This window comes from Nonlabens sp. MIC269, from assembly GCF_001430865.1.
Taxonomy (GTDB): Bacteria; Bacteroidota; Bacteroidia; order Flavobacteriales; family Flavobacteriaceae; genus Nonlabens; species Nonlabens tegetincola.
Genome location: NZ_CP011373.1, coordinates 1,598,963 through 1,613,495 on the forward strand (window position 1 = coordinate 1,598,963; position 14,533 = coordinate 1,613,495).

At 33.7% G+C, this 14,533-nt stretch carries 13 protein-coding genes; 8 read left to right on the top strand and 5 right to left on the bottom strand.

What is annotated here, in order from left to right:
- Positions 1-276: 276 nt before the first annotated feature.
- The 3 genes from AAT17_RS07510 to AAT17_RS07520 are packed head-to-tail and all read left to right on the top strand — an operon-like array spanning position 277 to position 1,213.
- Positions 277-648 (top strand): YtxH domain-containing protein, encoded by a 372-nt coding sequence (locus tag AAT17_RS07510; RefSeq protein ID WP_060523482.1) that lies wholly within the window; start codon positions 277-279, stop codon positions 646-648.
- A gap of 10 nt (positions 649-658) precedes the next feature.
- The gene (locus AAT17_RS07515) at positions 659-1,000 is read left to right on the top strand and encodes a hypothetical protein (RefSeq protein ID WP_060523483.1); all 342 of its coding nucleotides are present in this window, start codon (positions 659-661) and stop codon (positions 998-1,000) included.
- A 6-nt stretch (positions 1,001-1,006) separates the two neighbouring features.
- Positions 1,007-1,213, top strand: a complete 207-nt coding sequence (locus AAT17_RS07520) for a DUF6327 family protein (RefSeq protein WP_060523484.1) — start codon at positions 1,007-1,009, stop codon at positions 1,211-1,213.
- Positions 1,214-1,448: 235 nt separating this feature from the next.
- Here AAT17_RS07520 and AAT17_RS07525 read toward each other — a convergent pair whose 3' ends face one another.
- A complete protein-coding gene (locus AAT17_RS07525) occupies positions 1,449-2,417 on the bottom strand; it encodes an SPFH domain-containing protein (protein ID WP_060523485.1) in 969 nt (322 codons plus the stop codon).
- Between the two features lie 135 nt (positions 2,418-2,552).
- On the opposite strand from AAT17_RS07525, the gene AAT17_RS07530 reads away from it, so the two are divergent.
- Positions 2,553-3,188 carry a hypothetical protein gene (locus tag AAT17_RS07530; RefSeq protein ID WP_060523486.1) on the top strand — a complete coding sequence of 212 codons (636 nt, stop codon included), beginning with the start codon at positions 2,553-2,555 and terminating at the stop codon, positions 3,186-3,188.
- 77 nt (positions 3,189-3,265) lie between these two features.
- On the opposite strand, the gene gltX is transcribed toward AAT17_RS07530, so the two are convergent.
- A complete protein-coding gene (gene gltX / locus AAT17_RS07535; protein ID WP_060523487.1) occupies positions 3,266-4,783 on the bottom strand; it encodes a glutamate--tRNA ligase in 1,518 nt (505 codons plus the stop codon).
- Positions 4,784-4,853: 70 nt separating this feature from the next.
- Positions 4,854-5,906: an alkane 1-monooxygenase gene (locus AAT17_RS07540; RefSeq protein WP_060523488.1), complete on the bottom strand. Its 1,053-nt coding sequence runs from the start codon at positions 5,904-5,906 to the stop codon at positions 4,854-4,856.
- 171 nt (positions 5,907-6,077) lie between these two features.
- Between AAT17_RS07540 and AAT17_RS07545 the strand changes: the two genes are divergently transcribed.
- The 4 genes from AAT17_RS07545 to AAT17_RS07560 are packed head-to-tail and all read left to right on the top strand — an operon-like array spanning position 6,078 to position 12,719.
- The gene (locus tag AAT17_RS07545) at positions 6,078-9,551 is read left to right on the top strand and encodes a hypothetical protein (RefSeq protein ID WP_060523489.1); all 3,474 of its coding nucleotides are present in this window, start codon (positions 6,078-6,080) and stop codon (positions 9,549-9,551) included.
- On the top strand, positions 9,544-9,963 hold the full coding sequence (gene ybeY / locus AAT17_RS07550; protein ID WP_060523490.1) for an rRNA maturation RNase YbeY: 420 nt from the start codon (positions 9,544-9,546) through the stop codon (positions 9,961-9,963). The genes AAT17_RS07545 and ybeY overlap by 8 nt, the downstream gene beginning before the upstream one ends.
- A 4-nt stretch (positions 9,964-9,967) precedes the next feature.
- Positions 9,968-11,839 (top strand): tRNA uridine-5-carboxymethylaminomethyl(34) synthesis enzyme MnmG, encoded by a 1,872-nt coding sequence (mnmG, locus tag AAT17_RS07555; protein ID WP_060523491.1) that lies wholly within the window; start codon positions 9,968-9,970, stop codon positions 11,837-11,839.
- 13 nt (positions 11,840-11,852) lie between these two features.
- Positions 11,853-12,719, top strand: a complete 867-nt coding sequence (locus tag AAT17_RS07560) for a bifunctional 2-polyprenyl-6-hydroxyphenol methylase/3-demethylubiquinol 3-O-methyltransferase UbiG (RefSeq protein WP_060523492.1) — start codon at positions 11,853-11,855, stop codon at positions 12,717-12,719.
- A 128-nt stretch (positions 12,720-12,847) separates the two neighbouring features.
- Here the strand turns inward: AAT17_RS07560 and AAT17_RS07565 are convergent, their stop codons facing one another.
- Together AAT17_RS07565 and AAT17_RS07570 are read right to left on the bottom strand one after the other, a co-directional pair.
- A complete protein-coding gene (locus tag AAT17_RS07565; protein WP_042276745.1) occupies positions 12,848-13,126 on the bottom strand; it encodes a hypothetical protein in 279 nt (92 codons plus the stop codon).
- Positions 13,127-13,318: 192 nt separating this feature from the next.
- On the bottom strand, positions 13,319-14,446 hold the full coding sequence (locus AAT17_RS07570) for a DNA polymerase III subunit delta' (RefSeq protein ID WP_060523493.1): 1,128 nt from the start codon (positions 14,444-14,446) through the stop codon (positions 13,319-13,321).
- Positions 14,447-14,533 lie beyond the last annotated feature (87 nt).

Here is a 14,533-nt window from a genome sequence, read left to right on the forward strand (position 1 = left end):
TTTTTCTTATAATTTGCTTCCTTTGACATGAACTTTATGATTCATGTCTGCAGTCGCGAAAACATACCTCATAAAAGTATAATCGCTAAAAAGTCATTCAGTAATGGATGGCTTTTTTGGTTATAAATTGTATGATTTTAACAAAAATTGATAAATATTATATCGATTTTATACTTTTTCATTGAATTAATTAAAATGCTTATATATCTATTAACGCTGTAAGCTGTAGGAGTAAGGTACATTTGTAATAACAAACAAATCAAAAAAAATATTACTATGGCAAAGACAGGAAATACGATTATAGCACTTGCAGCAGGAGCTGCTTTAGGAGCAATCGCAGGAATTTTATACGCACCAGAAAGCGGTAAAAAAACACGTAAAAAATTAAAAAAAGAAGCCATTAAAGCAAAAGATACTTTTACAGAAAGTGCTCAAAGAACCTATGAACAAGTAGCAGCAAAAACTTCAGAAGTTCGTGGAACAGTAGGTGAAAGGATAGAAGAAGCACTATCTACAGCTAGTTATAAAGCAGATGACGCTATTGTCGCACTAGAAGAAAAACTAGAACAACTACGTACACAAAACGCCAAATTACAAAAACCTAAAACTGCAAGCGGAGCGGTAAAAAAGGCTAAAGCGACTGTATAAAATCTAGATTTTGAGTTCTATTACAGACCAAATACAGGAATTTCAAGAGGCTAGTAAAAGCTATATTGAAACTACAATTGAATTTCATCGTTTACGATTATTCAAAGGTCTTACGTTGTTTTTAAGCAGCAGTGTTCACAAGCTTTTAAGTATTCTATTTATAACATTATCAGCAATCTCTTTAAGTACAGCAGTAGCCTTTTTATTAGGTGAAATATGGGAAAGTTACGCTATGGGCTTTTTTGCTGTAGGAATCTTCTATTTCATCATCTTTTTATTAGTTCTATTGTTAACTAGGAAGAAAATTGAAACTAATGTTATACAACGTACAAGTAAGAAATTTTTTAATTAAATATTCATGAAGGTTTACAATAATTTTGACGAGATAAATAAGGAGCTTAACGTTCTATCGTTACAGAAACAAATTCATGAAGAAACGATGAAGTTAAAGATAAATGAAGTTAAGGAAGAATTGAGCGCAGTTTCAATTGTTACTAATATGATATCGTCAATTGCAAAAAAAGCGGTAGTTTTAAAAATTGTAAATAAATTTTTAAGTCGTTAAATGAAAATAGGAAGTATCATTTACTTCATTCTTACACTAATAACACTTATAAGTTCCTCTTACTATTTTTATCTGATCTACGTGAGACATCATGAATCAGAAAATATATATCTAGTAAGTGGAATTTTTAATGTCATACTATTTTTCTTTTGTCTTTTTTTATGGATAAGAGAAATAACAAGAAAAGAAAAAAGCGAGACTAAGTAGTCTCGCTTTTATTTTCAATCCAATAACTCTATTCTAAAGAGTCTGTTTCTTTAGAATCTTTATTTTTTTTGGAGCTTTGTTTTTTCATTTGCTCACCAATTTGGGCGCTTGCAGTAAAGCTAGCAATCATGTTGTTAAGCATGTCGCTTCCTGCCTGTGGTGAATTAGGTAACAAAATAAGATTAGAATTTGTCTCTTCACCTATAGATTGTAACGTATCATAATGTTGAGTTACGACTATTAATGCACTGGCTTCTTGTGAATTAATTCCTACGTTATTCAATACATCAACAGATTCTTCAAGTCCTCTAGCGATTTCTCTTCGTTGATCTGCGATACCTTGACCTTGTAATCTTTTTGATTCAGCCTCAGCACGTGCTTTAGCAACGATTTTAATACGCTCTGCTTCCGCTTCGTATTCGGCAGCTACCTTTTCACGTTCCGAGGCATTAATACGGTTCATAGCGGCTTTAACTTGAATATCCGGATCGATATCGGTTACAAGTGTCTTAATAATGTCGTATCCATAATCCAGCATGGCCTCATTAAGTTCTCTTTTTACCGCAATTGCTATATCATCTTTCTTTTCAAAAACGTAGTCTAATTTCATTTTTGGAACTTCGGCACGTACCACGTCAAAAACGTATGATGTAATTTGGTCATGAGGATTTTGAAGTCTATAAAACGCATCATAAACCTTATCTCTAATTACTTGAAATTGAACTGATACTTTTAGTCTTACAAAAACATCATCTTTGGTTTTGGTTTCGACAACTACATCTAGTTGTTGAATACGTAAATTAATCCTTCCAGCTACACGATCGATCACTGGAATTTTTAATTGTAATCCAGAATGACGCATGCTAGTAAATTTACCAAAACGTTCAATTACGGCCGCTGTTTGTTGTTTAACTGTAAAAAAAGCGCTCAATAAAATAATTAGAGCGATAACTCCTATAACGATAGGAACAATGGGAATTAATGGTAGTGTCATCATATTGTATAAAGTAAATGGTTATGTAAAGGTAAGTGCTTATCTTGAGAATTTTAAAGGGCAATTGCCTTATAAAAATTACTCAAATAGTAACATATCTATATTATAGGTAGTATGTTTATGTCCTTTGTTACAATTATGAAATACATTCTCCTTTTTTTGGTTTTTATATCTGGATATTACATTCAAGCACAGCGATACACACCTATAAATTATCTAGGGATAGGAGTAGAGGCTACTTCTTACCGTTTAGATATTGATGATCTAACGGTAGATAGTAATTTAGGGTACAAATTTGTTCTTGAAACACGTGGTCAAATAAGAGATGATTTTGATTTTATTTATTCATTAGGTGTTTACAATCATAACTTTTCAACTAGAGAACTTTTGACAAATCAAGAAATTGAATTCTCTCAATTAGGAGCAGAGCTTAATTTTCTTTTTGCCTGGAAAATAGCACAGAGTAATCATTTTTCTATTGAATTAGGTCCATCGTTACTATTTAATGGTGATTATAAATTGAAAGATGAATCTGCTTTTGAAAATTCCCAGATAGGATCTTTATCTAATACCATCACCGTGTCAGAATTTCAAAAAAATAATCCTTTTAACGTTAATGGAGTAATTGGATTTTCTACCGGAGTTACCCATTTTAGATTCATGGCACATTATCATTATGGTTTTCTCAACAATTTATCAGGACAAGATAATCTTGGTAATGATTTAGAAGGTAAGGCCCGTTTTTACACTTTTGGACTACGATTTTACTTTTAAAATTAATTTATAAGAAAAAACGATACTTGTTTAAACAAGTATCGTTTTAATCAATAATAAGTATTATTTATCTTTTTTTATCCTAATATAGATATAGCAGTTTTTAGCCTAGAAATCGTCTCATTTTTACCTATCATAGAGGCTATTTCAAAAACATCTGGACCCATTAGACTACCTACTAAAGAAAGTCGCATAGGCATCATTATTTTACCAAATCCTAGTTCGTTGCTCTTCATCCAGCCTTTAATTGAATCACTCAATCCAGATGCGGTATCATCATCAGTTTTTTCAATGACCTCAATTAATTGATTCATTAAATCGCTAGTGGATTCTTTCCAAGCTTTTTTAGCATTTTTCTCATCAAATTCTTTCGGTGCTTCAAAAAAGAACCCTGCAAGTTCAAAAAGGTCATCTAAAAACACTGCTCTTTCTTTCACTAGACCAACTACTAGATTAACATAATCCTGTGATCCATAGTTAATATTTTTTGATTGTAACGCTTTCGCGAAAGCGGCACCTATAACAGCATCATCTTGTTCAACAAAATATTGTTGCTGGAACCATTTAGCCTTATCTGGATCAAACTTGGCGCCTGAACTATTTACTTGAGAAAGATCAAATTGTTCTATAAGTTCATCTAGGTTAAATAATTCTTGTTCGGTTCCAGGATTCCAACCTAAAAAGGCTAGCATATTGATAACCGCGCTAGGCAGGTAACCATCTTCTCGGTATCCATTGAAGGTTTCATTTTCCTTATCATCATGCCATTCTAATGGAAATACAGGAAAACCGAATTTTGCTCCATCTCGTTTACTTAACTTCCCTTTACCAGTTGGTTTAAGTATGAGAGGTAAATGAGCAAAAGATGGAATTTGCCATCCAAAGCTTTCATACAGCAATACGTGTAATGCCATACTAGGTAACCATTCTTCACCGCGTATCACATGTGTGATTTGCATGTTGTGATCATCCACAACATTGGCAAGGTGATAAGTAGGCATACCATCACTTTTGAATAAAATTTTATCGTCTAATAGACTGGTATCTATTTGGATTCCTTTACGTATCTCATCAAATAAACCAAGGTTTTTTATTTGTGGTTTAAACCTTATTACATAGTCCTCACCGTTATCTAGTCGTTGTTGTACTTCTTCTGGTGTAAGTGTAAGTGAGTTGGTAAATTGATCTCGAGTTGTGTGATTGTAAATGAAGTTCTTCTTTTGAGACTCTGCCGTAGCGCGTGCTTCATTCAATTCTTGCGCTGTGTCAAATGCATAATAAGCAGCTCCTTTTTCAATAAGTTCTAGAGCGTATTGTTTATAGGATTCTTTTCTTTCACTTTGTCTATATGGACCAAAGTTACCTTCTTTTCCTATTCCTTCATCAAATGGAATCCCACACCAGTTTAAAGCATCTATGATGTACTGTTCTGCTCCTGGAACATATCTGTTTTGATCGGTATCCTCAATCCTTAGGATAAATGTTCCTTTATGTTTTTTTGCAAATAAGTAATTGAATAATGCGGTTCTCACTCCGCCTATGTGAAGTGGTCCAGTCGGGCTAGGGGCAAATCTTACTCTAACTTCTTGACTCATTTTGTATGCAGTTTTATAGGCTGCAAAGATAGTTAGTCTATAGAGAGTAAATAGTTAGGTTTTAGGTAAATTACTGTGTGGCCAGTTTAACCATTTCATGTGGAACATGTTTATTAACTATAGAAAACCATAATGGTGGAATCGTTGCTATTACCATCATAGTAGGATATCCATAAGGCAATTGTGGACTTATATCGTGATAATCTAATACTTGATACTTTTTACTCGCTCTATAATGATGATCGCTATGTCTTGTTAATTCGTATAGTAATATTCTACCTAATGCGTGATTGCTATTCCAACTATGTATCTCCCTAACGACCTCATATCTTCCTGATTTTTTTCTTGCTCTTCTTAATCCATAATGTTCTAGATAATTTATTATTTCTAATAATGAAAAACCTACTATTGCAATTGCAATTGCTAGTAGGGAAGTGGACCAGGAAAATACAATACCTACAGTTACCAAATAACTCATTTGAATTAAGGTATACCATAGCATATCGTTTTTTACTGAAAAAATGGAGTAATTATTTACCTTCCTTAGCTTGTGTTGTATGCGCCATGCACTTATATATTGTTGAGTTACCGATCTCAACCAAAATTTATATAAATTTTCATTATATCTAGCTGTTGCAGGATCTTCGGGTGTAGCAGCTTGCAAATGATGGTGATGATTGTGCTCTATATAAAAATGCATATAAAGACTAGGTAACAGCAATATTTTACCTAGAAAGCGTTCCCAACTTTCTTGTCTATGACCTAATTCATGAGCAACATTAATTCCGTTACTTCCTGCTACAATACCACAAGATAATATTAAGCCAACTACCTCATAAGTAGTTAAAAAGGAATTATTGAAAGTATAAAAAGCATACACTAGCGTACCAAATACGATAGGAACATTAAGCCATAATAACAAATCAAAAAACCTATTAGCAGTTTTAGATTCTTTTTCACTGTCTGATAAATTCTTTTTTAAAGATGGCATCCATAATTCCAGCAAAGGCACTATTCCAAAAACAACAATTGGAGTTATAAATAACCAATATCCTTTTAGAAATATTCCTAGCACACAGAAAACAGGAATTAGATAGGCAGCTAGGTATTTTAAGTCTTTCATTCTACTAGGGTTGAGTTTGCCTAAAGTTATAACAAACTTTAATTTTTACCATAGTTCAATATTTGGGCACTATTTATGTATGAAATACGCTAGTAAGTCCACTTATTAAATGGATATGAACAATTTAAGGCTTATTCCTATCTTTACAAGTCTAGATGATGAAAAGGTGCCATGACTAACTTTCAAATAATACAAAAGAAATTAACTCAATTTATTAGTAAGTACTATCGTAATGAATTGATAAGAGGAGTCATTCTTTTTGCTGCTCTTAGTTTGTTGTATTTTCTATTTACTGTGGTAATCGAGCATTTTTTGTGGCTTAGTACCGTGGGACGCACCATATTGTTTATTCTATTTGTAATTGTACAATCTTTTTTATTGTTCAAGTTTGTTGGTATTCCTTTAGCTCGTTTATTCAAGCTTTTTAAAGGAATTGATTTTAGGGATGCAAGTACCATTATAGGAACTCATTTCCCTGAGGTATCTGATAAACTTGTAAATGTTTTACAATTACATAAAAATGGAGGTGACGATGAATTGACGTGGGCAAGTATTAATCAAAAAAGTGAAGAACTTAAACCTATACCTTTTTCACTTGCCATTGATTATAAAAAGAATTCCAAGTATTTAAAATATTTAGCTATTCCGCTTGTTATAATTGTAGGACTTTTCTTTACCGGTAATGATGAGGTGATTACAAAAAGCGCATCACGTGTAGCCGATTTTAATAACGAATATATTCCACCTGCTCCTTATTCATTTAAATTACTTAATGATGATTTAAGTACATTACAAAATCAAGATTATAAAATTAATGTTCAAGTTGTAGGTAAGAAATTACCTGAATCTGTTTCCATAAGCTATAAGGGTCAAAATTATTTTATGAATCAAGATAAAAACGGTAATTACAGTTACGTTTTTAAAAGACCTAGTAGTGACATTGATTTTTTCTTTAATGCAAATGAGGTTGCAAGCCCAAATTATCAACTCAAGGTAGGTGCTGTACCATCTATAGATCAATTCAATATGGTGTGTAGGTTTCCTTCACACATAGGTCGCACTTCAGAAACTATTAAGGGTACAGGAAACGCTCTTTTACCAGAAGGTACTCGCGTGCAGTGGATTTTAAATACCAGTAATACTCAAGTTGTAGACTTCGTTAATGGTGATGATACTTATAGCTTTAAAAAGCAGGATAATCAGTTCGCTTTCGCGAAAGCGATATCACAACCTACTTCATATGCTATTTCCACCTCTAATTCTAATACTAAAAATTACGAGACACTTAATTTTAAAATCGATGTTGTAAAGGATGAATATCCTGAATTGAAGGTGGAAGAAAAGGTTGATTCTTTAAACGATCAAATAAGATATTATAAAGGTCAGGTTGTGGACGACTACGGCATTAAAAAGATAGTATTGAACTACTATATTCAAGATGATCCTGCAACCGTTAAGAAATTAGTGATTAGTAAAGATAGAGGATCCTATGAAACGTTTTTATATACCTTTCCTCAAGGTCTTGAACTATTAGAAGGCAAACGTTATGAATATTATTTTGAAGCTTTTGATAATGACGTGGTAAATAACTTTAAAAGCGTTAAGTCTCAGGTCTATGGTTATCGAAAAATCACCAATAATGAACAGGAACAACGTGAATTACAAGAGCAAAAGGAATCGTTAGAAAGTATAGAGAAATCTTTAATGGATCAGGAAAAACAGCAGGATAAACTTAAGGAATTAAGTCGTGAAGCTATTGAAAAGAAAGATCTAGATTTTAATGACCGCAAAAAACTAGAACAGGTCTTAGATAAGCAGCAGAAGCAGGAACAGTTAATGAATCGACAGTTGGATCGGTTAAAAAACAATTTGGAAAAATCCATAAGAGAAGAATCAGAAGAAAAGGAGGCGTTAAAAGAACGAATGGAACAAAGTGCTGATCAAATTAAGAAGAATGAAGAACTCTTAAAAAGGATCCAAGAATACAAGGATAAAATGCCGCCTGCTGAGCTAAAGGAACAATTAGATAAAGCACAACGCAACTCAAAACAACAGCAACGTAGTCTTGAACAATTATTAGAGTTAACTAAAAGATTTTATGTCAAGGAGAAATTCAAGCAATTAGCCAAAGATTTATCTCAAATAGCTTTAAAGCAGAAGAAGGCTGCAGATGTTGAATCTTCAGAACTACAACAAGATAGTTTAAATAAAGAATTCCAAGAATGGAGAAAGGAACTGGAGGAACTTGAGAAGGAAAATACTAATCTAAAACGTCCACATAAGTTAGAGTTTGATCCACCACAAGCTGATGATATCGAGCAGGATCAAAACGAAGCTAAAGAAAATATTGAATCTAAAGAATCTCAAAAGGCATCATCCAAACAACGCAGTGCTGCAGATAAGATGAAACGACTATCTCAACAAATGGGCAATCAAATGCGCAGCATGGAGAAAGATCAAATGATGGAGGATGCAGAAACCTTAAGGCAAATTTTAGATAATTTGATAGGTTATAGTCTGGAGCAGGAAGCTTTAATGGACGAAGTTTCATTGATAAATAGAAATAGCCCAAGTTTTGGAAAAAAACTAATAAAGCAAAAAAAGTTGGAATACACCTTTGAGCATGTAGATGATTCTTTGTTTGCTTTAAGTAGCCGCAACCCTAAGGTCGGTGAAGAAATAAATTCTGTTATCACCGATATTCATTATGGTATAGATACAAGTATGGAGCAATTGGCAGAATTCAAAATAGAGCGCAGTTTAATGGCGCAACAGGAGGCTTTTTCAGGTGCCAATAAATTAAGCTCTATGTTAAGTGATGCCATGGATAATATGAATGCTTCTGGATCAAGTGGTCCTGGACAACCAAGTCCTGGTGAAGGCGGTGCTGGTTTTCAACTTCAGGACATTATACAGCAACAAGAAAGCTTAAGTAAAAAAGGTAAAGGAGATAAATCAGGACAACAAGGTCAACAAGGAAAACAAGGACAACAAGGTCAGCAGGGTCAATCTGGTCAATCGGGTAATGCTGGTGAAAATGGTCAAAGCGGTCAATCCGGTCAATCCGGTAGTGGTGGTGAGCAAGGTCAAAATGGTCAGTCTGGTAATGGTGGTGAGGACGGACAAAGTGGTGAATCTGGAGGAATAGGTGGTTCGTCAGGTAATGGATCTGGTGGTTCTTCTGGTCAATCTGGCAAAGATTCAAATACCGGCGAATCTGGTTATCGGGAGTCTGAGTCTGAAGCAGAACGCATTTATGACATATATAAAAAGCAAAAGGAGCTTAGGGATCAATTAGAAAACATGATTGAAAATAGTGGTATTAAATCCAAGGTAGAATCCATTACCGATAATATGAAAGCGGTCGAGCGTAAGCTGTTGGATCAGGGTTTTGATAGAGAAGTCGAGGATCTTATGCTACGAATTCAGCACGACTTATTAAAATTAAAGGATGCTGGATTATTACAAGGAAAACAAGAAGAACGTAAGAGCACTACAAATCGTAATAGTTTTAATAATGAGACTAATAATAAGCTTCCTGATGCCAGCAACTATTTCAATAATAAGGAGATATTAAACAGACAAGTATTACCTTTGCAGCCGCTTTTTAAGAACCGAGTTAAAGAGTATTTTAAGAATGATTAGTTTTCACTATCAGAATGATTTTGAACCTTTGAATAACGTAGTGTATAATAAATGGCTTTCGGCCGTTATCGCTTCTGAAAACAAAGCATTAGATAAAATTGATTTTGTTTTTTGTAGCGATGATTACCTACATGAAATGAATAAGCAATTCCTGGATCATGATACTTTCACCGATATTATAACTTTCGACTATTGTGAGGAAAATAGATTATCAGGTGAAATATACATAAGCACTGATCGAGTTGCCGATAATGCTCAAGTTTTTAATGTGAACTTTGAGCAAGAATTGCACCGAGTTTTGGTTCATGGAATTCTTCATTTATGTGGTTACAAGGATAAGTCACCTCAGGAAATTGATTTGATGCGTTCAAAAGAAGAAGAAAAAATGAATATGTTTCACGTGAAACATTAATGTTATGTTAGGACAAGAATACGATGTAATAGTGGTAGGTGCTGGACACGCGGGAAGCGAGGCCGCAGCTGCTTCAGCAAATATGGGAGCAAGTACTTTACTTGTAACTATGAATCTTCAAACAATCGGGCAGATGTCTTGCAACCCTGCTATGGGTGGTATTGCAAAAGGTCAAATTGTTAGAGAAATTGATGCTTTAGGTGGTTTAAGTGGTATCGTTAGCGATAAAAGTGCTATACAGTTTAAAATGCTTAATCAATCTAAAGGACCTGCAATGTGGTCACCGAGAACTCAGAACGATAGAATGCGTTTTGCTGAAGAATGGAGATTACAATTGGAAGCTATTCCTAATTTAGACTTTTACCAAGAAATGGTATCGGGTCTGATTATAGAAGGGGAAAAAGTGGTTGGTGTTAAAACCTCTTTAGGTCTCGAGTTACGATCAAAAAGTGTGGTATTAACTAATGGAACCTTTTTAAATGGTTTAATTCATATAGGTGAAAAACAATTTGGAGGTGGTCGTGCAGGTGAACGAGCTGCTACTGGAATAACACAGGATTTGGTTAATCTAGGTTTTGAAGCAGGTAGGATGAAAACTGGAACTCCACCTCGTGTTGATGGGCGTAGTCTGGATTACTCAAAAATGATAGTTCATCCAGGTGATGAAATTACAGGTACGTTTAGTTACTCTGATAGGACTAAACCTTTGACTAAACAAAGGGATTGTTACATGACTTATACAAGTCCAGAGGTTCATAATTTGTTACGTGAAGGATTTGATCGTAGTCCTATGTTTAATGGTAGAATTCAAAGTATAGGTCCTCGTTATTGTCCATCTATTGAAGATAAAATTGATCGTTTTGCCGATAAGGACAGACATCAAATTTTTGTTGAGCCAGAAGGTTGGGATACGGTAGAGGTCTATGTAAATGGTTTCAGTACCAGTTTACCTGAAGATGTTCAGTTTAAAGCCCTGCGTTCGGTTGCTGGTTTTGAAAATGTTAAGTTCTTTAGACCAGGATATGCAATCGAGTATGATTATTTTCCACCTACTCAATTAAAACATACCTTGGAAACCAAAATCGTAAATAATCTATACTTTGCAGGTCAAATTAATGGAACCACCGGTTATGAAGAAGCTGCAAGCCAAGGATTAATGGCTGGTATTAATGCGGTTTTAAAGATTCGTGAGGAAGAGGCGTTTGTGCTTAATCGTGACGAGGCGTATATAGGTGTTTTAGTAGATGATCTAATCACAAAAGGAACTGAAGAACCTTATAGGATGTTTACTTCAAGAGCTGAATATAGGACACTATTACGTCAGGATAATGCAGATTTACGTTTAACTCCTCGTGCTTATAAACTTGGAATAGTTAAGGACGATGCAATGCGTAGGGTAGAAGAGAAGCAAGAGAAGTCTAAACAGATGATTGATTTTCTTGAAAACACTAGTTATAATTTTCAAGAAATGAACGAAATTCTGGTGGAGAAAGGTTCTGCGCCAGTGAAACAAAATGGGAAGTTATTTAAAGTTTTTTCTAGACCTCAAATTGATTTAAGTGACATGTTGCGTGTTAATGAGGTTGCCAGCTTTATTGAAAAAAACGATATTAATAAGGATGTTCTTGAACAAGTGGAAGTTCACGTTAAATATGCTGGTTACATAGAGAAAGAAAAAAACAATGCAGACAAGCTTCATAGATTGGAAAATATTAGAATTCCTGAAAACTATGACTACTCTCAAATTAAATCTTTGAGTTACGAGGCTAAAGAGAAATTGACTAAAATTAAACCTGTTACTGTATCCCAGGCTTCTCGTATTTCGGGTGTGTCACCTAGTGATATTTCTGTGCTGTTAGTACATATGGGAAGATAGTTTCACGTGAAACATGATAGACTTTAACTTCAATAAATCAGTTTTAAGAACTAAGGATTATTTCTTTTCTAAAGAAAAATTTGAACTTTTTAAAGATGATACCACTGGTATTTTAAAAACGGTACCTCAACCTAAAGAGTTGTCGAAATATTATGAATCTGAAGATTATTATTCTCATGGTAATAATAAAGCATCCTTTTTTTCCAAGATTTATAATGTCGTTAAGAGAAGAAATATTCAAACAAAAACTCGATTAATAACCAACGTTATTAATGAACATTTTGGCTCTTCTACAAAAATTAAAGTTTGTGATGTAGGTGCAGGTTCTGGTGAATTGGTTCAATCATTAATCGATAATAACATCTCTGCTTGTGGAGTTGAACCTTCTAAAAAGGCTAGAGATTTTGCAAAACAAAATTTTAGTTTGTCATTTCAACCTGACACTTCAATTTATGAAGAAAATTATTTTGATGTAATTACCATGTATCATGTTCTAGAACATGTTCCCAATTTGTCACAACAGATATTAGAATTAGTAAGATTATTAAAACCTGATGGAATTTTAATTTTGGCTTTACCTAATTATCAATGTTTAGATGCTAGGGTTTTTAAGGAACATTGGGCCGCTTACGATGTTCCTCGTCACACTTTCCATTTTTCAAAACATTCTGTAGAAATATTATTTAAAAGTAAATTCCGATTAGTAAATACAATTCCAATGTGGTGGGATAGTTTTTACGTTTCAATATTATCTGCTAGATATAAAAAATGGCCTATACCTTTTATTTCAGGTACACTGGTAGGATTTATCTCTAATTTGTCCTGTTTAATTACAAAGCAAGCCTCTTCACATCAATTTATACTTAAAAAACTAAAATAAGCACATTTTAAAGAGTTATTTTTAAGTTGCTTCACCCAAGGTATGTGAAGGAAATAAAGTTTCTTAAATCACTTAATTTGAAGCCGTTTTCAATAAAGTCGAGTTATGATTTTTAATTTTAGCATAGGTTATGCTAATGAAACCCATAATAGGCCTAGACTAGTTACTCCAAAGTAAATGGCTATCCTAGATGCGCCTTCGTAATCTCTAATGATTCTTAATCCTATCAGTAGGATAATAAATACTAATGATGATCCTATGAAAGTATATCTTGCAAAATCTAGAGTACCAGAAGAGTAAATTTTATAAAGAGCAAATAGGGCTAAAGTAGCAATTAACACCTCTGCCAGTAATATAAAGATAGTAATTACCTTTACTAATAGTTCTCCAAAATATTTAGAGTACATATTGAGAAAGTCAAGCAAAGTTTCTTCCCATCTGTAGACTTTTTCATATGCAGAAATACAAAAAGTTACGAGTATAAAAATTAGTAGTAAAACTATTCCTGTGTTGTCCAATCAAATAATATTCTATTTGCAAGTATAAGTAATTTTAATCTTTTGAAAACAAAAGACTTAAACTGTGTCATTAACAAAATATTAAGAAGGCCCGTGTAAAATACGCGTCATACCTATAGCAAGATCCGTAAGAATAACCTTTCCATTTCCATTTCTTTGAATATGATAAAGTGAAGTTTCAATTTGTTCTTGGACCGCAATCATTCTGTTTCCAGTAATAAAAGGAGCAAATTTCTTAAGGTCAAATCCAGTTTTTGGATTCAAATACACGATACGATCTGCCTTATAATTTAAAAGCATCGCTTGTCTAAAAAATTCAATAGCATAATTTAAAAAGCGTTGTTGCTTTTCTCTATTTAAGGAGGAAATTGCGGTAGCCCAATTTATCAGTTCTGTGATAGCGCTAGGTTTGGTCTTTGCTTGGTAAGCGGTTCTTACCCATTTAATCAAAAGCTCTTCAAATTCATTGTCCTCTGAAATATTAGATGCTAATTCAAGTGCTTTAAAGAAATCACCATTTGCTTGTCTAGCAATAGCTGTAGATTCATTTTCGTTTAAAGAATTCTGTAGTTGTAAGCCGGCAGTGATTACAGATACTGGCAATTTTGGAACTTCAATTACCTGACACCTGCTTATTATAGTATTAAGCATGCGATCAGTATTTTCTGCAACCAGCAGGATTACTGTATTTTTAGGAGGTTCCTCTATTAGCTTCAACAATTTATTTGCAGCTTCAGAATTCATTCTGTCTGCTTGCCACATGATCAACACCTTATAACCACCTTCATAGGATTTAAGACTCAACTTTTTCATTATAAGTTCGCCTTCACCTACCTTAATCTCAATATTTTTCTTCTCAAGATCAACGTATTTTGCCCAGGCACTTATATTGCCATAAGGATGTTCTTTTACAAATGATCTAAATGATTTTAAATAATCATCACTAGTTGCCTTACTACCAGTTTCTTTGGTACTTGCGCTAGGAAATGAAAAATGCAAATCTGGATGAGCTAGTTGATCCATTTGAATATGGCACCTATCAGGATTTTTTTGACATAATATGGCTCTAGCATAAAAGATCGCTAGTGGTAGGGTACCACTGCCTGATGGCCCTACAAATAACTGTGCATGAGCAATACGCCCGTTTTCAACGGTACTTAATAAATGCTTTTTAATGTGCTCTAGTCCTAGGATAGATTCCTTCCTCATAATGCAAATATAAAGTTTAACCGCATCTATAAATTTATCTCTCAGATTATCCCTTTATATTTGTTTTTTTACAACATACTTACCATC